This window comes from Collinsella aerofaciens, from assembly GCF_039758815.1.
Classification (GTDB): Bacteria; Actinomycetota; Coriobacteriia; order Coriobacteriales; family Coriobacteriaceae; genus Collinsella; species Collinsella aerofaciens_BP.
The window spans coordinates 10,433-29,302 of sequence record NZ_JBDMSK010000024.1 but is presented as its reverse complement, the minus strand read 5'-3'; the positions used below and the strand labels follow the sequence as shown (position 1 = coordinate 29,302).

Below are 18,870 nucleotides of genomic sequence, written 5' to 3'. Positions count from 1 at the left end.
CATTGTGGCATCCCGAGCCCGCGGAAAGAAGCTGCGCCGCGGGGGAGGCGGCCCAAATGGCTTTCTCATATCGTCTTGGGCTTCGAACCCTGCTTGAGTGCCTTGGAAAGGCCGACAAGGGCCGTGAGGAGCGAGACCATAGCGGTCAGGAGCTTCACGAGCTCGGTGAAATCGGTCATGGGCATCACCTCCCATCAAATGGAGGGCTCTGCCCGGCACGAGGGCTGCCGACAGCAAGGACGATTCTATCAGAGCGGCTGACTCCCGCCCGATATTACCATCCCACCGCGCCTGTGCAAAAAAGAGGGCCGCCAAACAGCGACCCTCCAGCGAAAGTGCACGTTATTTAGGACAGTCAAATTCTTTGAAAAACAAATGGCTGCTGTAGAATTACAAATAAGAGTCACCCGGAAGGAGCGATCGATGAAAAGCAAACGATTTGTCCTGAATGCACTTCTGGTAGTAGCAATATTGACGCTCTTCGTCTTTTCGTACTCATACATGAATCAGCCAAGATTTGGATATGCTTTATACGCTGTGTTTTCCGGCGAAACAACTTACAACACTTACAACACTATAGGCTTCATTGACGCAATCTTTTTCTATGTAGTCGGCCCCCTATCAAGCGAACTGGTCGCTTTTGTTGTCTGCTTCAACCTGAATCAACGAAGCCAGACTCATTCAGCGACTTCGGCCAAACAAGGAATAAATCTCTTCGCAATAACGATAGTTCTGCAAATTCTGACAGTGTTAATTATCGCCCTGACCGCAACAAACATTTTGAAGTATGAGTACGGACTCGTCGCAAGCTGCCTCATGGCAATTGCCACAGGTATAGCGGTTTCGCATACGAATCCGGCAAAGAAGCAGCTCAGCTAACAGGGCCTATTTGGAATCCGAATCGTCCATGGAGCCGTCGATGCCGGTTTTGGTGTCGTCCGTATTGGAATCGTCATCCTCGGGGCTTATAGGACACATTTTGTCCTATAAGCCCCGATCAATTCATACTCCTCATCCTCGCCGAATTGCGAGTATGGCAGAATCGGCACTGGATGGCAGCGCGCTAGGCCGTGTCCGCGGAGTTACCCCCTTGTTTTTATCGTAACAGCTGATTCTAGGGACGTTTCACTGTGCCCCTTTTGGCAATTTCCTGTGCCCTTTTTGGAAACTCGAGCGCCTATCTGACCGGAGGGAAAGATTTAGCGAATTTAGGTGTACCACTTTGTGTTAGTTTGTATTTTAGACAGTACTTGTGATACGCTTTGTTTCAATCAGTAGTGGTACGATTTCGCTTGTTCAACGAAGGAGGTAATTGTCTATGGCAGTGGCCGAGGAGAAGAAAAGAATCCAGGTTACTCTGCCTCTCGAAATTTGGCGTGATCTCGATAACTACGCGAAGAGTCGCGGTGTAGCCAAGTCGTCTATGGCGGCGATCGCTATTTCCGAGTTTTTGGAGCGTGTTAAAGAGCAAAAATAGATATGAAAAAAGCCCCCTACCGGCAAGTAAGAAGGGCTTTTTCCATGTTCAAATGTGGCTTTCTGGCCTGTTACCTGCAATCCTAGCACACGTATGCTTTGATTTGGGTCCTTATGTTGAAGTACTACCAAAATACTATGGCATCACTTCGACTGATGGCTAGATAGCCTCAACGAGAGGCTAGTTTATGGATACAAGAAATTTAAAACCGGATGTGGGCGGTGGCTATCCGTGGGACACGGATAGCCACCCGTCCGGTCCCGCAAACCCGTCTGGAATGGGGACGGCGTCCGATTTCGCGAATCAGGCCGTCACAGATGCCGCCATGGCCAATAGTGAGAGTCACCGCGAGGTACTTCGCCGGGCATCGGATGAATCGTCCCGTGTCGCCCACATGGTGCAGGATATGGTCAGCGAGAAGGTCGCGATCATCAAGCCGCCATGGATGCTCGAGCTCGGTCTGCCTAGGCTCGACACCGATATTATGGGGCGGATTTGGTCGTTCCAGCGCAAGGACGTCTACAAATCAACCTGCTACATCAGCCTTGCCACCATGGCGGCGGACGTCAAATCGGATCGCTCGAATGTTAAAAAGAGAATCGACAAGCTTGTCGAACTCGGTCTTTTGATTAAGTCGCCGCGCGGGAATAACAAATCGGTTGAGTACCGGCTCGATATGACGGCGATCGCTAAGCGCAGACTCGAAGTCGAGGAGGGCAAGAAGAAGCAACGCGCTGAGAATTCGGCGAAACGCAAAGCTCAGTGGGACGCAAAGCATTCTGCCTAGTTTGAAGGGCTATGGGTTGTATGAACCCATAGCCCTATTTCTTTTCCTTACAAACTATGGGTTAAAACAACCTACAGTCTAACTATGGGTTGTTTTAACCCATAGTTAGACGAAAAATAATTTTATTGATAGGGGGTTAAATAACGGTTCTTCAGCAAGTCTATCGGTTAGGACAACCCATAGACTTGCTCACAGGGATCGCGGATGCTTTTCTGTGACGGTAGAGCTATGGGTTGAAAGAACCCATAGATAATTTAAGCCACTTTTCTGGCTATGGGTTAATTCAACCCATAGAAAGCGATCGGAAAACGCCAAAAAGTACCGAAATAGTTATTTCAACCCATAGTTTGAGCCTGTGTTAACCTGGGCCAACTTATCAACTATGGGTTGTCTCACGAGACTATGGGTTGAAATAACCCATGCCAACTATGGGTTCAGTTAACCCATGCACTATGGGTTGAAATAACCACAACTATGGGTTGAAATAACCACAACTATGGGTTCATACAACCCACCAAGTCTGACTAGAGTGAATTAGATTCACTTAGTCTGAGCTCAAGAGGGAAACAAAGAAATCCACTAGAAAGCACTTAATGATCGAACGATATACAAACAAGAAAAGCCATCGCCCTTGCCCTCCGCTCACTGCGTTCGCTCCGCGTCACTACCGCTCCTTGGCGCTCGCTACGCTTGCCCTCCGCTCACTGCGTTCGCTCCGCGTCACTACCGCTCCTTGGCGCTCGCTACGCTCGCCCTCCGGTCGCCTACGGCTCCCTGCGCGTCGGCTGCGCCTCCTTGCCCTCCGTTCGGCTATGCCTCACTTCGCGTCGCCTTCGGCTCCTTGGCATGGCCTTCGGCCAAAAGTGTGGGGGCTAACGCCCCAGCTCCCCGACTACGTCGCTGTCAGCCCTCAGCGCCGGCGTCGCCTTCGGCTCCCCGGGCGAACTAATCCCACTTAGTTGCAAGCCCTACAATTCGGCAATGACGCCGAATCCGTTTTCCGGTTGATCTGGATACCGACATTTGGTCAACCTCACTTCAATTACCGGCAGGGAGCTACAGAATCGAAAATAAGACGTCCTATCGGTGAGGTCCGACCGTTTTCTCACTGATAGATAAAACGGGGTCTTAAATCGGCTCTCAGAGGCCCATACAAAAGAAAACGGGCACCTGACGGTACCCGTGATTCCGATTAGATTTCCTTTTCGGCCAGATAGCGATCGAAAAGCTCCCGAGCGATATCGGAAACAGACTTGTCTTCCTCAAGGGCGACCTGCTTCAATCGCTTGCGGTAGCTCTCGGGAACGTATACAGACAACTGTACAAGCCTCTCAGATGCCCCTTCAAGGCCCTTTTTCGGGCGCCCGGCTTTCCGTACCTGTGGAGCCGATTTCTGGGGCTCAGATGCGCTTTCAACGATTTTCTGCTGCCTCTCCTCGGCCTTCTCCGCGGCGACATCGAAGTAGGAGGTCGCCTTTTTGAACTTTGCCATTTACAGCACCTCTTCCAGTTCGTTCAGGATGTTTTCAATCGCCTGGGCGGCCTTGCCGTTCTTGGCGATTTCATACACGGGCTTTCCCAGCGCCGCGCCCTGCTTGAAGGCCGCCGCGGTCGGTACGGTGCCCAGCACGGGAAGGTCGTCGGCCTCGAGCAGTTCGAGGAACTGTCTGTCCACGGTCTGGTTGCCGGCGAAGTTGTTGATGATGATTGCGAACGACAAGTCGGGATTGGCCTCGGTGATGACCTTGATTGTTCGCTTCATGGGCTTCAGGCCCAGCGTTCCGGGCTGCACCGGGATAATCGCGATATCCGCATTCTTGGCGTACTCGGCGGTGTCGTCGCTCAAAAAGCCCGGTGTGTCGATGACGTTCACGGCGTCCTCGTCGTCGAGCAGGTTTTTCTCGTGGTTCGCACCGCCCTGCGGGTCCAGGTTGCCGAAACCGACCTTGTGGCCGCGGCGCTCGAGGCCCCAGGCGATCTCGTCGGCGAACGTCGTCTTGCCGACGCCGCCCTTCTGGTTGACTAGCAGGATGTTCGTCGCCATGTTCTCCCCTTTCTGAATAGCGTAGTCATATATTAGCACATTAACATGTGACTACATTAAGTAATTCTAAGACGCAGGTAGAAATACGTGAGCATGTTAAGTAATTAGTATGGTACTACATTAACGTGCTCATGGATGTGGGTTGGTTTAACCTACAGTCATCAGATACGGTTACAAGGTCGCTGATTGCGAGACGGAGACCCTTCCGACCGCCGACGCGGCGAGTGGGAACGCAAGGGTAAGAACGCATCGTCGCTGAACCAGTGAGTCAGTATTCTTTAGTTGGATGATGGATATTGAAATTAATTGGCGAGATAATGTGCATATCTCATAATGTATGCGTTTCACCATGAGAGAGGGGTCTGTCATGAGCTGGAAACCGAGAAAATGCGTTATCGCCGGTCTCGTAACAACCGGTCCTGGCGGCGGCTTGTTTGCAACCGCAATGACATCGTACCGACTTTTCACTTACATGTTCTAAAAGGCGGTTTCCATGCTGTCGCAAAATCAATCGAGATACTTGAACACAATCGGCTTTGCCCTGCTTGCATTACTCTTTGCTAGCGACCTTTTGCTGAAACCGCCCAAGGAATTCGTTTCGCTTGCCATATCCTGCATTTCCGCCCTTTACTTTACGGCAACCCTATTCGTCGGGCTGAAGGAGAGGAAAAAAGGCGCAGTCGCCGCATCCGCCGTAGGCGTGATCATAGCCATTGCATCATTCTTTATCTGACACATTGGTGATTTGGGGGCGATATCGTAGGAATACGACCGGGAGAGTCGGGACCATAGGCTCCGGTAAGAACTTTTGCCATGTCCCACGCATCGAGCCCGATGATTTCCCCGCCGGGCGCCCTGATGGCCACGGCCTCCGGCGTCCGCGCGGTCTCATCGTCCGTGAGGCGGATGGGTGTGACGCTGCCGGCGTCCATCCGCCTCACGACCTCATCCCACTCATCGCGCCAGCCCGGCTTGAGCCATTTGATGACGATCGGACGCAAGACGCCAAGGACGCACGGGCGCGTCTCGAGCTCTAATACATGAGATCCCAGCTTGTAATACGTGAACATATGACTACATTAACATGGTCATGTATTACCGAGCGTTATATGCTGCGCCGGATCCGCCCGTCTGTTATCTTGGGGGCGACAGCCTCTTGCAAGGAGGCAGCCATGCTCCAGAGTGTCTTTGGATCCGATGGTCAGATCCATATTGAGAACCAGGTCAGCAGCCAACGTTTCGACCTCACCACGGCGAAGTGAAAACGGTCATCCCGACCGCTGAGAACATGAGCGCCGTCTTCGGCAAGGATGGCGTGGAGACGGAGATTCAGGTGGGGCAGATGCGCCAAACACTGGGCAAGCCTGGCCTCGATTGGCTGTTTAATAAGCACTAACGGTTGAGTTATTGCAGCATAATCGCAGCTGTAAATAGGTGACCATATGACCATGCTAACATGTGCGCACAGTCATATGGTCACAGTTGTAAATCGGTTTAATCTGTGGTCCTTAAACTGAAGCTGCCTCAACGAACCGTGGCTGGCGAGACGAAAAAGGGGAATCCATTTTGCGGGATTCCCCTTTCCGAGTCGTTGTGCGATTTGCCCTACATCTGCCCGTGGCGTTTCTTCCGGTCGAGGAAGACGCCGGCCGCCACGAGGACGGTACCGCCGATGGCGAACGTCTCGCCGATGAGTCCCGCGCAGCGGGCTCCGGGCGAGGGCTGGAGCAAGTTGATGGAAGACCTTACCGATTTGCGGAAGGTTTTGCCCAAAGAATCCGGCACCGCCGGATTCTTTTGGAACGGCCTCTCGTTTGATTGCTTTCCTATCGTTTGCCCCCAGACTGGGCGTCTAAAAAAGGCGGCCTAACCGGCCGCCCACAAATAAATAAACATTTACCGAACGTAAGAGGATAGGAACGATGCGCGTTACTCCCAGTGGCCGGCGACGTCGACAACCCAATGTTGCCCCGTAGCCTTCTGTTCATAATGTCCCTGGTCCTCTTTCGTTTCATAGGAGTCGTTTACGACAGATCCGCCGATGCCGCCGTTTTCGCCATCGTTAATAATCCAAGCATAGGCGGCATCGGATGAATCGAAGGGCCCTACCATAGTTCCACCGTGGTTTACCCAATAGCGGGGATGTGTCGTGTAAACCCAGTTGGAAACCCAAACCTGTCCATAGTCTGTCTCCCAGTGGCCCTGCTCGGCAACCCACTTCTTCTGGCTGCCGCCGTTGGAAGAGGAATTGTTGCTGCCGGAATTCTGCTTGGACTGGGAGGAATCGCCCTTGTTGTTCGACTTCGAGGAATCGGAAGACTTGTTATCCTCCTTCTTGGAGTCATCGGACTTCTGGTCCTTGCCGTCAGATTCTTTCTTCTCCTCGGTCTTGGCTCCAGAGGTTTGCGTCGCCTTTTCTTCGCTTGGCTTCTTTTTGTCTTTATTCTTTACCGCTGTGGCGGCCCTTTCCGTAGGGCCGCTTCCTTGCTTTGCAACGCTGGCACATCCAAGTTGAGGTGCCGAAAGGCACACCAGAAGCGCAACGATAATAGCCTTTGTTCTCACACCGATCTCTCCGTCCATGAAACCGGGCGTTGGACACTAGCCGATATCCAACGCCCGGTTCACTTTTACATCTGCTCGCGGCGCTTCTTTTGATCGAGGAAGACGCCGGCTGCCACGAGGACGGTACCGCCGATGACGAACGTCTCGCCGATGAGTCCCGCGCGGTCACCGGTCTGGGCGAGGCTGCCGGGCTGGGCGGTATCCGTGCCGGCGAGGTGCTTCGGGGTGTATGCCGCCTGCTGCTTTGCCGCCTCCTCTGCCTCCTGTCGTGCAATCTCATCGGAAAGCTTCTGCTCCGCTGCGATGCGGTCGGACTTCGCCTGCTCGTAGGCGGCGAGTGCCGCATCGTAGCCGGGCTGGAGCCCGTCCACCGCGGCCTGCTTCTCGTCCAGGATGGCCTTGGCGGGCGCGACCTTGGCACGTGCCTCGACTGCTGCGGCGAAAAGCGCGTTGAGGGCGTCATCCGCGTTCACATCATGGCCGGAAGCGATCGCCGCGCCGGCATCGATGGAATTCAGCTTCGACAGCTTGGCGTCTGCCTGCGCCTTCGCCTGCTCGGCGGCGGAGACCAGGGACTCGGCGGCGACGGTATCCGCCTTCGCGGCATCGAGGGCGGCCTTGGTGTCATTGACGGTCTTTACTGCATCCTGCTCGCGCTGCTGTGCCTCTGCGAGCTTCGCGGCAAGATCGGTGAGGATGTCGAGGTTCGACTGTGCGCCCACAAGATCGGTCTGGGAGCCGGTGAGCCTGTCGGCGGCAACGCCGGTGTCGGTCTTTGCGGCATCGACGGCACGCTGGGCATCCGCGAGGGCGCGTGCGGTGGCGTCCGCCTTTTGCTCGGCGGCTGCGAGGACCGCCGCCTTCTCGGCTTGGTCGGCTGCCGCCGCGTCGTGAACGCTCTTTGCTGTATCGACCGCCTTCTTGGCGTCGGCGATGTCCTGGAAGAACTTCGCGAGGTCGGCGTTCGCATCGTCCACGCCCTGCTGCTTGGATGCGGTGTTCGCCTTGGCGGAGTCCAGTTTGGACTGTGCGGTCGTTACAGCTGCGTTGGCAGCATCGAGGGTATTCTTTTTCTGCTGGACGGTCGACTTTGCCGTATCGACTGCCGCGTTGGCGACATCGAGGTCCGATTTCGCCGCATCAAGCTCGGCCTGGGCATCCGTGACGCCCTGTTGCTTGGCGGCGACATCAGCATTGGCGGCATCGACGGCACGCTGGGCATCGGCGACGCCCTGCTTCGCGGCATCGAAGTCTGCCTGTGCGGAATCCGCTGCGACCTGCTTCTGCTGGACGGTTGCGGCGGCGCCGGCGGCCGCCTGCTTCTTTGATGCGAGATTGGTCTTGGCTGCGTCGAGTGCGCTCTTGGCGTTCTTGAGGCCGTTGATATAGGAGGTCAGCTTCTGCTCGTACTCGTCGACGGACATGGGGTTCATGTTCCAACCGGAGCCTGCCCAACCCAGGTTTGCGGTATCGAAGCTGTCGGTCTTCCAGCCGTTCATGGTTCCCTTGCTGCAGACTGCCATGCCCATATAGCCGATTTCAGGGCTGATGACATGCAGGTAGTGACCGACGGTTGCGGGATATCCGGCAACCTTAAAATGCTGGTTGACATAGGATTCAATCCCGCTATGCGACTTGTAGAAATCTACGGCATCCTTACCGATTAGCCCGGTGACGCCATAGAGCTCCTTTACCGCCTGATCGAAGAAAGCCTTTTCTTGGTCCACCCACTGCGGTTTCGGATCGGTTCCATAGTTCCATGCAAGGTTTTCGCTCGTATCAAACTGCATGGAATGCCCAAACTTGATATCGGAATAGTTCGCGTTGGCAATCGCCGCCGCAATGAGCTTGTACGTGACCTGGAGCTCAGAGAGACCGACGGACTTGCGATACTCGTTGATGGACTTCATGTACGGGATTGCCGCGAGCATGTTGTCGAGACTGGTCGCGTCGAGGCTGTTTCCCACCTCGGTGTAGTCCTTGTATGTGCAGTTCTGGATGATCTCGATGGCTGAATCGGCACCCATGGCACGGAAGAAGCCGATGGCTCCCTGCTTGAGTTGCGCGTCGGCAGAATCGAGTTTTGCCTGTGCCTCGTCGACCTTCTGCTGCGCGGCGGTCACGGCGGCGTCTGCGGTATCCTTTGCGGCCTTGGCGTTCGCAAGCTCTACATCGGCGGCTGCCTTGGCGGACTCGGCGTCCTTGACAGCCTGCTTCGCGGCGTCAAGCTTGGCGACGGCGTCGGCATTCGCCTGCTTGGCCGCATCGAGGCCGGCGTTCGCGGCATCGAGAGCGGACTGGGCGGCGTTCACACCGGATTCGGCATCGGCCGCGGCCTGCTGCTTTACGGAGAGGGCCACCTGGGCATCATTCAGGTCGGCCTGTGCCGTTGCCGCAGCGGACTGTACCTGCTCGAGCTCGGACTCGCACTGGGACTGTGTCGCTTGTGCGGCAGCGAGGGCTGCCTCCGCGTCCGCGACCTTCTGTTTTGCCGCATCGTACTCCGGACCGCTGGCGCCTGCCTCCGCTGCGGCGAGGTCGGCTTTCGCCTGCTCATAGGCGGCGCTGGCTGCTGCGGCCTTCGCATCCGCCGCGTCCTTGTTCTGCTTGGCTGCGACAAGGACGGAATCGGCGGAATCCTTTGCAGACTGGGCCGCAACCAGCTTGGACTGGGCATCGGCAAGCGTAGCGTTGGCGTTGGCGAGTTCAACCTGTGCCCTGTCCACGGCAGACTGGGCGTCGCGCACAGCCTGTTCGGCGGCACTGATTGCCTCCGGGGTGGCGCTTACGGCATCTGCCTTGGCTTTATCGAGGGCATCCTTGGCATCCTGGGCTGCCTTGAGGGCGGACTGGTACGCCTCGTCCTTCTCGGACGCATCGGCCTTGGCGTCTGCGAGACCTGCCTTCGCCTGCTCGAGGTCCTTGCCGGCAGCATCGGCGGCGTCCTTGCCCTCCGCGACCTGACGGGCGTACTCGTCCATTGCCGCTCGGTCGGCTGTCGTGCCGGCGCTGACTGCCGAATCGTAGGATGCCTTGGCCTGGTCGCGGGCGGAAGCCGCCTCGTTGTAGGGACCGGCGGCCTCATCGTAGGATGCCTTGGCGGCGTCCTCCTTCGCCTTCGCCTCGTCGACCGCCTTCTGCAGGTCCGCGATGGCCTGTGCGGCGGATTTCGCGCCGGTACCGGATGCCGCGCCGGCGTGGGCGGCGATCGGCGACATCACGGCGGGGTGCTGTGTGCCCCCGTCACCGGTCTGGGCGAATGCCGTGAACGGTGAGATGAGGCTCGATCCGGTCATGGCGGCCATGGTCGCCGCGGTGACGGTCAGACGCGCGATCCCCTTCGGAGTGTGAATCTTTTTGTTTGGCAGTGCGGCGAAGTGATCGCCACCGGCAGCGAAGTGCTTTCCCTGGGTCATTGTGCTGTTCCATTCCTTTTCCGTGCCCTATCCGACTGGGCATCAGAGCGCTTTCCAATAGAGATAATTATGCGCCTTAACTGGGATTGTTGTATATAGTCCGTTGGCTTTTATACAACAATCCATGACTCTTTTTGTCATGGATACGACGCTTCAGAAATCATTCGGCATGAGATGCAAAGAGCTCCGCGCTGGACTCGGGTGCAGTCAGGAGCAGTTCGCCAATTTGATTGAAATGGATCGTTCCTACTACGCGAGCATTGAAGTGGGTCGGCGTAATGTCAGCCTCTCAAATCTCAAGAAGATTGCCGACGGATTTCAAATCAGCATTGCTGAACTCATGAGAGGCGTCAGCTAAATTTATCCGTCTCATAGTTCACAGTGGGTCTCGTTGATTAGTGCCTTAAGAAAATGGAAATCGTCCCAACGAGCTATCGTCAATCGTCCCAATAAATTACCGTCAATCGTCCCAATAAGTAATCGTTATTTGTCCCAGCGACGCAGATAGACGCTATAATTTCAAATGAATGATTGGAGGGAAAGCCGATGGATAGGTATATAGGACGTTGTGTTGACTGCTTGGTCGAGCGCGACCTTGGCATTTTTGGTGCAGTGCTCATTCAGGGGCCGAAATGGTGTGGAAAGACAACGACAGCCCAGAGATTTGCCGAGTCATCGTTATCTCTCTCCGACCCATCTGGCGGTTTTGCGGCCCTCCAGCTCGCTCGTCTCGATCCGGCCCAGGCAATTGTCGGACCGACCCCGAGGCTTGTCGACGAATGGCAGGAGGAACCGAAGCTATGGGATGCCGTGCGATTCGAATGCGATGCCAGGGGAGGGGAGCCCGGACAGTTCATTCTCACCGGATCTGCGACGCCACGAGCCGAGAACCAGCCGATGCACAGCGGTGTGGGTCGAATCGCCCGTTTGCGGATGGATACCATGACGCTTTTCGAGCTCGGTATTTCGTCGGGAGCGGTCTCGCTTGGGGCGCTGCTCGCCGGCGATCCCGTTGCGGCGTCACTCGGATCCATCGCCGGTATCGCCGGTATCGCTGATTTGCTCTGCCGCGGCGGTTGGCCCCAAGCGGTCGGTAAGACGACTGCCGACGCGATGCGGATAGCCGCTGCCTATATTGACGGTGTTTGCGAGTCTGACGTTTCGAGGGCGGATGGAGTGAAACGTGACCCGGTTAAGGTAAGGGCCTTGCTCTCCTCGCTTGCGCGCAATGAATCGACCCTTGCCGGCATGAGGTCCATCGGAAGGGATTTGGGCGTTGACGTCTCAAAGAATACGATTACCGGTTACATGGGCGCGCTGCGCCGTATCAATATCGTCGACGACGTCCCCGCGTGGCATCCGGCTCTCAGGTCGCCGGTGAAGTTGCGGCAGGGCGCAAAGCGGCACCTTGCTGACCCATCGCTCGCCGTCGCCCTCATCGGCGCGGACCCGGAGTCGTTGTCATCCGATCCGAAGACCCTTGGCTTGCTCTTCGAATCCCTCGTGCTGCACGATCTCAAGGTTTACGCGGCAGCCAGCGATGCGACCGTATCTCACTACCACGACGCTGACGACCTGGAGGTCGACGCGATTGTCCATCGTCGTGACGGCTCGTGGGCTGCCGTTGAGGTCAAGCTTGGGAGCCCCCAAGTCCCAGAGGCAGTGGAAAATCTGCTTCGACTCGAGCGAAAGCTGGTCAATCGCGGGGAGAGGCCGCCTGCGGCGAAATGCGTCATCATCGGATACGGGATGCCGTCGCACGTGACATCGGACGGCGTGGCCGTCGTCCCAATCGACGTGCTCGGCATGTAAGGGGTCAGCCCTCCGACATCCCTGCCGCCTCTCAGATTGTCTCGCTGTCAGCGTCGATGCGAAGAAGACCGTCTCGCTCACCCATCGCCTGCATGAACTCCGGAAGCGACCTCGGTGCATCCTCGCCGGGGCCTGCGATAACCGCAGAACGCCCCTTCCCGATGCGCCGCGAGCCCCTTATCGCACGCCCGTCTGTCTCAATGCGGCCTTTGGATTTATCGGTATTCACTTTTTCAGCAATGCCGTATTTACGTAATGTCGTTATTACATAGTTCTGTTATTTCGTTTTGCCGTGTGCCGGGTTTTAGGGCAGAGCCCTAAAACGTACGCCGCCGGGCGAAACGCAGTTTTGTACGGCGGCGTACGACTCTTGCGGAACCGAACTATGACACAACGCGACTGTGTCATAACGTAACTACGTAGTAGCGTAGCTGTGCGATTACGGCAAATCGAAATAACAGAACAACGTGACTGTGGAATAGCAGAACAATTGAACATTGAACTAATCGCGCCTGAAAATTTTCCGCAAGTGTCGTGCGCCGCCGTACAAAGCCCAGCGGCGCACTAGGGCTCTGCCCTAAAAACCCGGCGCCCTTGGCGGCGTTAAAAAGTGACGCAATAACGTTGTTACGTTATTGCGTTATTACACAGTTCGGCAGTCACACTTTTACATTGTTGCGGCATGACACAGTTACGCAATGTCTCCGGTGCGTCTCGGTAAAAGGTTCGCTACCGGACATCGAGGCGATCTAAGCGCGGCGATGGTTTGCCGTGAAATGTGCTGTGAGATTAAAAATCTCGCAAGAGACGCATACTTGTACCCCCATCGTAAATGTGTGTACAAATCTGCCGCCGACCCGGGCGGTTTGGCGCTTGCCAGGGCTCCGCCCTTGGACCGGGGGAAGGACACTCGCGCGCCTTGTTATTACGATAGCGGACAAGGGAGAAAAGGAGCCAGTTTCAAATTATTACGATAAAAGACACGGGTACGGCGGCGTGCGCGGTGGTACCTGCGGGAGATTATTACGATAACGGACGCAGCGGCAAACACTGAATCACGCCCCTGAGACGGTGCAAAATGGCCTTGTGAGGCCATTTTGCACGCCAGCTTCGTTCGATGTCAGACATTGAAAATGTCTGACATCGAACCTGCGGCAAAGCCGCAGCTGGGGCCACTAGTGGCCTGAAATCGCTCGCGGTACTCGCTTGTCCCACGCGTAGATGTCCGACAGCGCCGTCAGACATTGTCAAGCCAATGCTTCACAGGGATTTCTTTACAGAATTCGTATCATTCTCGCTGCCTACCCTCTTGTACATTAAACCCTTAAAGTTCATGAAGGAGCAGAAGCATGTATGTTGATGCATGGGGCTCGATCCTGTACAAAGATATCGGTATATCTCCATTGCCAGCGCAGTTCCCACAAGAGTGTTCGTAAAACAAATTGATCCCTTTGGCACGGGCATGCGGACTGTGTTCTCTTCGGCTCGCTGGAGGAAAGAGAGATAGGATTTCATATCGCTTTGCTTTTCGAGAATAGGACCAATTTCCCCATCAGCTACTCCAACAGCACAAAATGCACAGGGGATGTCCTTTTCTATACATGCTTCAAGAACTATTGACCTGGGATTGACCCCCTCCCCACTGTCTGCAGCGCAAACAAGCATTGAAGTCCTCGAAGGAACGCAACGCATGAGTTCTTCGGCAGAGCGGACGTAAGACGCAACTGGATTAAGCGAAAGATCTGGATAGCGATTAACAAGTGTTTTGGAAACTGCCTCTACTTTTGCTTCTCCTATTTCGTCGGGACCAACAAGAAACTGACGATTTACGTTTGACCTCTCAACTCGATCCCCGTCGATTAATGTAAAATGCCGAACTCCAGCAGCAGCCAAATGCTCCGCCACCACCTGCCCTATGCCGCCCATACCAACGATGGCAAGATGAACGGCGCCGATTTGCTTAAGTAACGTCAGCGGAGCGTCGGAATAATAAGACAAAAAGCGAGCTGTCCTCGAGTGGGGTGATTCCAGCTCGTATTCTTCAGTCTCTAGAAAACCAAGTTCGTTGAGCCTTAGCAAGAATCGTTGCTCGCGAGCTTCAAGGTTCGTCTCATCTATCATATTTTGTTTGGCGAGCTGCTCAAAAAGATTTGTACTCAAATCAGAGATTTTGACCCTCACTCGCGATTTTAATCCTTGCAATATAAGTTCGTTGGAATCTCTCCTGATATAAGCACTATCGTTCCAATAGAACATTTAATATCCTTTCCCTCAAGCCTTCTTCTGGAAAAGTGTTTCGCATGAAGAAGGCGCTGGAGAGTCGTCCGATCGGCAGAAAACACGCAGCCTCGCCAAACAGTTCGACGGCTCTCTCGTTAAACGCCTGGCGCGAAATCATGCCAGAAAAATACCTGCTCAAAACCGATAAATACTTTTGGAGACGCATTCGGTTGCCCAAGCCCGTCAGTAGTGCGAGTTGATAGTAGATAAAAATAGGGTCATTGAAAGTATTCGGAATTAAAAGCAGGTGTACATCCGCCCAATCCGATTGAGGAGAGAAATAATCACTCGACATGAGTTTTGGATGATACCTGCCTGACGATGCTAATTGAAGCGCTATAAGTTTTACAATCTTTTTATTGGGGTAGTATTTGTCGTATGAAATTGATAATTTCGCAGCTATCTCTCTTTGTTCATCGGATTTATTCACGCCGTAATCGAAGGAAGGATCTTTCAGTTTCGGCGACAGAAGTCTTCTGATTGCCTCTGTGTCAACGAGAGAGAGGATGTTCCTACGTCCTTCTTCGTCGGCGAAATAGCGAGAGTGCTTGTTTGAAAAAACGATAACAGCCTCTATGCCAGATAATCCATGGTGCAGCCGCGCGCTCTTGCAATAGCGCTCAATTAATAAGGGCATGTTTGTATTGCAGCTTGCCATGGTTCTTCCGAGAAGAAAACACAAGACGTCAATCCATCTATTCTCGATGCGCTTTATCGTCATAGTCTGAGTGCACGCAGCGCTGCTCAGTTTGACTTCCTGCCTTCCGATTTGCGTAACAGAAAAATCATTGACACAAAAATAGTGAGAAGAGAGGAGATGTAAAAATGGTCCCACCCTTCCTCCGGTCCGGAATGCAATGGACAGCGACTTTGCATGATTGCTTAGCGAATAGCAGTGACCATCAATTACATCTATTCTCAAAAAGAAAGTCTTTAGAAAGCCGCTGCAATTGTGATGGACGTAGTCAAGCTTCCTCCCCAACTCGACAATATGCTCATTATCATGTCGACTTGTAAACCTAATCGTCCTGTCATCATATTCAACTTCGAAAAAAGGGGAATGAGGGCATCCCGATGCATCGAGTATTACTGGAACCCCGGCGATACGCTGAATGATTTGTGACGAATAGTCATGTCCATCAAGAAGGCTCGACGCTTCGGGCAGCTCGTCAATCGATATATCAATTCTTGGAGACATGTATTCCTACCATTTTTAAAGAAACAACGGCGGTAATTGCTATCGCGATTGCGCCAATAACACCGAGCGCTATCTGAATGGGATATAACCCCAACACATATCCAAATATGGAGAAAAACATTGCAGAAAAGAGAGCCCTTACCAGAGACGCGACGGAAAGGATCGTCGCGCGGAGATCGTCCGCTATCGCGTCTTGGATTAAGTTTTCCGAAGTGATGTACACCACTTCTGGGAGAAAACAAAGCACCATGCTAAGGCCAAACAAACACAGCGGATTTGAAGCGAACCACGGAAGAATCATGAAAAGACCGGCCTCGATTAGCATCGAGCCGAGCATGGTATTTCTTTTCCCGAAACGCGATGAGAAGAAATCTGCTGCAATGTAGGCCGTCGCATTTACTGCATAGGATGCACCGAAAAAGATTCCTATTATGGAGACGGGAGCATCAAATGCGTCGAATACCAACTGATTCAAGTTGTAATAACTCCCATAGAATCCATCGAGCATGCTTGTGCCGATTAGAAGAAGCAACACCGCAAAAGCGGATTCTCCAATGCACCAGGTTTCGCGTCTGAAGACCTTGGCTGCGTCAAACCTTTCCTCCCCAGAGTTTTTGGAATGGGTCGTTTCCATCCCCTCAATGGGATACAGAAGGAAAAGCTGCAGGAGATAGAAAACGGAAACGCATACGTAGAGGGCACTCCAAGATACTTGGGCAATGAATGATCCAAGTACGATTGCCACTCCCGTCGCGATTGATTGCGCGGCAAGCAGCCGAGCGTTGATGGTGAGGAAGCGCTCTCCTTGACCGGCATTTCGGGCAATTTCATATAAAAGTGCTTGTTCGGATCCCGATTGAAGGGAGTAGGCGAGTGCCTCAACAAGGGAAAGCGCGACGAGAAAGGGGCCTGAGAGCAACAGCATGCCAGCCGTATGGAAGAAAAGCAGCAGCACGCCCACTTGAATCGAGAACTTCTTTCCAAAGAAATCGCCTATCAGCCCTGTTGGCAGCTCGAGGACGACCGTTGCAATGTTAAACAGGGCTTGATAAAGTGCGATTTCCGTGACGGACATTCCTTTCTCCGCAAGGAAAAGTAGAAACACTCCCCGATTTAAAACAAATCCCGCGAGAATGAAAAAGGCGGAATAGATGTGCAGCTGCGCAGTGGCATTCTTATTCATTTGGCACTCCTAACGACTATTTTTGTCGGGGTGCTCGCCACTGATTCGAAGCCTGAAATGTTCATAGTCTCAATGAAGAGCTGATAAAGCTTTTGAACAGGGTATCGATAGAATAGGACATCCTGCGCTCTTTCTTCTCGACGAACTATTGCCAGCCGGTCGATTTCGAAACAAGAAACCGCATAATACACACCAGCTTGATCTAGAGTTGCCGTATAGCTTTCTGCAACGGCAAATGCATCACGATCGCGACACATTTCAAAAATATCTTCAATGCTTCTACCATCTCGATGAATCATAAGGTAGGTTGCGAATTTAAAATGGTTTATCAAATCAAAATACGTATCGGCACGCGCGAGCACGTCAAGAATGTCGTAATTTTCATTTCTGACTGTGTACAGATGATTGAAATGAAGAGGTGACAGGCTGTTTGGGTCAATTCCGGCAGCAAGTAAATCTAAGTAATACTGAGATTCTTTTACGATGATATAATCCTCTTTATTCATCCCTTGAGCAACATCAGTAAGAGGCTCTGGGCTCATATAGGAAAAGTCAACGTTTGACATAAAACTGGTCGACGCGACTTCTTGAGCAAGGGCAAGGGTGTCGAGTACTTCGGAATATGTTTCTTCTGGAAAACCGATGATAAAATTGGTTTCGAATCTCATGCCAGAGGAAATGATGGATTTTACGGTAGGAATTACTTTTTTAAGATTCAGGTTTTTCCGGCAGATTCGCTGTATTCTTTGCGAGCCAGTTTCCAAGCCAACAAATACGGAGATACATCCGGTTGCCTTAAGTAGGCCAATGATCTCGGGAGTTATCGTATCGATTCGTCCCTCACAGTTGTATTTGAAATCATAATTCATTGCATATTTTTTGACTGCAAATTCAAAGAAGTACTTGTGCGATGCTAAAAAGTTATCATGATTATAGTTAATTGAAGAAAGAGTGCCGGTTTTTGCCATGCAATCGTAGACACGCTGCGAGGTTTCGAGCAGTTTGTCGACATTAAGAAATCGCGCTTTCTGACCGAGAAGCACTCTGGATGAGCAATAGTAGCAATTAAACGGGCAACCTCTACCTGCCTCAATGTTGACCACGTTCATGCCGTATGAATTGGAGTAGTCGAGTTCCGGAAGGTTGTTAATGTCGTATTCAATCAACTCGCATAATCCAGAATCCCCGGTTTTAGAAATCGAATTTTTAGGTAAATCGCCCTGAGCGCCGCAAGCAATATATTCGAGTAGAAGCGGGAGGGTTTCTTCCCCATCAAAGATCGATAGAAAGTCAACCTCGGGACAATCCTGAAAAACCATTTCTCGAAGTGAAGTGATCTGGGGACCACCAAATATGATAACCGATTCGGGATGCGCCCGTTTAATAATCTTCGCTATCATGATGCCCCAGATATAAGAGGCGTTCATGATCGAAACACCAAAAACATGGGAGTCGATTGCTTTTATTTCGTCGGAGAACCACCGATAGATTTCTTTTGAAAAAGTCTTTTCTTCTTCGAGGAACTTACGCTGAAAGTCAATAACGTGAGTTGAAAATCCCGCTGCTTCAGAAACGGCCCTTAGATTCAAGATGGCCAGATTATCAACAAGGGTCTTCCTGTAGTGATTCACCGGATTGATCAGAGTGAAATCAACCTTCAACTTGAGCTCCTTTCTTTCGGGCGAATAGGAATCGCCTCCGTCACATTAAACGGAGGCGATTGTGTTATCAGACCTTAGCAGCGGCGCTGTATAACCTGATCAACATCAATGCCGAAGTCCAGAAGTTCTTCAACAGTGATCTCGATGTCGGAAGCCGATTTATCGCTGGCCAGCTCGATTTCCTCTTTCTCCATTTTCGTCACCTCCTTTTCATGTATGAGTTAAAAAACTAGTGGCTTTCTGGAAACAGCCAGGATCAATGCTAAACGATGATTTTAGATTCAACGTCGGGACCGGTTGTTTTTATGAATATGATGCCAATGCACGAACAAAAGCAGTTAGCCTTTTCAGCACTGTTGCGGCTTATGCAATCACATGAGTCCTAGGCCCTTTCGGCACCACCTGTATTGCGAATCAGCACCGCTGTCTTCCCGACCGAATATTGCC

General features: G+C 52.9%; 15 protein-coding genes. 6 read left to right on the top strand and 9 right to left on the bottom strand.

Features of this window, described 5'->3' with window-relative positions; translation table 11 throughout:
• Positions 1-423 precede the first annotated feature (423 nt).
• From ABHT90_RS08730 to ABHT90_RS08720, 3 genes are all read left to right on the top strand, one after another.
• Positions 424-879 carry a hypothetical protein gene (locus tag ABHT90_RS08730; RefSeq protein ID WP_346979669.1) on the top strand — a complete coding sequence of 152 codons (456 nt, stop codon included), beginning with the start codon at positions 424-426 and terminating at the stop codon, positions 877-879.
• Positions 880-1,318: 439 nt separating this feature from the next.
• The gene (locus tag ABHT90_RS08725) at positions 1,319-1,477 is read left to right on the top strand and encodes a ribbon-helix-helix domain-containing protein (protein WP_195241079.1); all 159 of its coding nucleotides are present in this window, start codon (positions 1,319-1,321) and stop codon (positions 1,475-1,477) included.
• Positions 1,478-1,664: 187 nt separating this feature from the next.
• Positions 1,665-2,264: a hypothetical protein gene (locus tag ABHT90_RS08720; RefSeq protein ID WP_346979670.1), complete on the top strand. Its 600-nt coding sequence runs from the start codon at positions 1,665-1,667 to the stop codon at positions 2,262-2,264.
• Positions 2,265-3,456: 1,192 nt separating this feature from the next.
• Here the strand turns inward: ABHT90_RS08720 and ABHT90_RS08715 are convergent.
• Together ABHT90_RS08715 and ABHT90_RS08710 are read right to left on the bottom strand one after the other, a co-directional pair.
• Entirely contained in the window at positions 3,457-3,756 is a 300-nt protein-coding gene (locus ABHT90_RS08715; protein ID WP_238023167.1) for a hypothetical protein, read from the bottom strand.
• Positions 3,757-4,308, bottom strand: coding sequence for a ParA family protein (locus ABHT90_RS08710; protein WP_195544857.1), 552 nt, complete (start codon positions 4,306-4,308; stop codon positions 3,757-3,759).
• Between the two features lie 493 nt (positions 4,309-4,801).
• Between ABHT90_RS08710 and ABHT90_RS08705 the strand changes: the two genes are divergently transcribed.
• The gene (locus ABHT90_RS08705; protein WP_117818421.1) at positions 4,802-5,041 is read left to right on the top strand and encodes a hypothetical protein; all 240 of its coding nucleotides are present in this window, start codon (positions 4,802-4,804) and stop codon (positions 5,039-5,041) included.
• Between the two features lie 872 nt (positions 5,042-5,913).
• Here ABHT90_RS08705 and ABHT90_RS08700 read toward each other — a convergent pair.
• The 3 genes from ABHT90_RS08700 to ABHT90_RS08690 form a co-directional block, all read right to left on the bottom strand.
• Complete coding sequence (locus tag ABHT90_RS08700) at positions 5,914-6,093, bottom strand: hypothetical protein (RefSeq protein WP_346979671.1); 180 nt, start codon at positions 6,091-6,093, stop codon at positions 5,914-5,916.
• A 144-nt stretch (positions 6,094-6,237) separates the two neighbouring features.
• Positions 6,238-6,891, bottom strand: a complete 654-nt coding sequence (locus tag ABHT90_RS08695) for a hypothetical protein (protein ID WP_346979672.1) — start codon at positions 6,889-6,891, stop codon at positions 6,238-6,240.
• A gap of 47 nt (positions 6,892-6,938) precedes the next feature.
• Complete coding sequence (locus ABHT90_RS08690) at positions 6,939-10,289, bottom strand: CAP domain-containing protein (protein WP_346979673.1); 3,351 nt, start codon at positions 10,287-10,289, stop codon at positions 6,939-6,941.
• Positions 10,290-10,413: 124 nt separating this feature from the next.
• Here ABHT90_RS08690 and ABHT90_RS08685 point away from each other — a divergent pair, with 124 nt between their 5' ends.
• Complete coding sequence (locus ABHT90_RS08685; RefSeq protein ID WP_196033659.1) at positions 10,414-10,647, top strand: helix-turn-helix domain-containing protein; 234 nt, start codon at positions 10,414-10,416, stop codon at positions 10,645-10,647.
• Between the two features lie 188 nt (positions 10,648-10,835).
• Positions 10,836-12,101: an ATP-binding protein gene (locus tag ABHT90_RS08680; RefSeq protein WP_346979674.1), complete on the top strand. Its 1,266-nt coding sequence runs from the start codon at positions 10,836-10,838 to the stop codon at positions 12,099-12,101.
• A gap of 1,260 nt (positions 12,102-13,361) precedes the next feature.
• On the opposite strand, the gene ABHT90_RS08675 is transcribed toward ABHT90_RS08680, so the two are convergent.
• From ABHT90_RS08675 to ABHT90_RS08660, 4 genes are read right to left on the bottom strand one after another with little or no spacing between them, the layout of a single operon-like run.
• On the bottom strand, positions 13,362-14,357 hold the full coding sequence (locus ABHT90_RS08675) for a ThiF family adenylyltransferase (protein WP_346979675.1): 996 nt from the start codon (positions 14,355-14,357) through the stop codon (positions 13,362-13,364).
• Positions 14,338-15,579 (bottom strand): hypothetical protein, encoded by a 1,242-nt coding sequence (locus tag ABHT90_RS08670; RefSeq protein WP_346979676.1) that lies wholly within the window; start codon positions 15,577-15,579, stop codon positions 14,338-14,340. Before ABHT90_RS08670 ends, ABHT90_RS08675 begins: the two co-directional genes overlap by 20 nt.
• Positions 15,563-16,762: an MFS transporter gene (locus tag ABHT90_RS08665; RefSeq protein WP_346979677.1), complete on the bottom strand. Its 1,200-nt coding sequence runs from the start codon at positions 16,760-16,762 to the stop codon at positions 15,563-15,565. Before ABHT90_RS08665 ends, ABHT90_RS08670 begins: the two co-directional genes overlap by 17 nt.
• Positions 16,759-18,423 (bottom strand): B12-binding domain-containing radical SAM protein, encoded by a 1,665-nt coding sequence (locus ABHT90_RS08660; RefSeq protein WP_346982237.1) that lies wholly within the window; start codon positions 18,421-18,423, stop codon positions 16,759-16,761. Before ABHT90_RS08660 ends, ABHT90_RS08665 begins: the two co-directional genes overlap by 4 nt.
• Positions 18,424-18,870 lie beyond the last annotated feature (447 nt).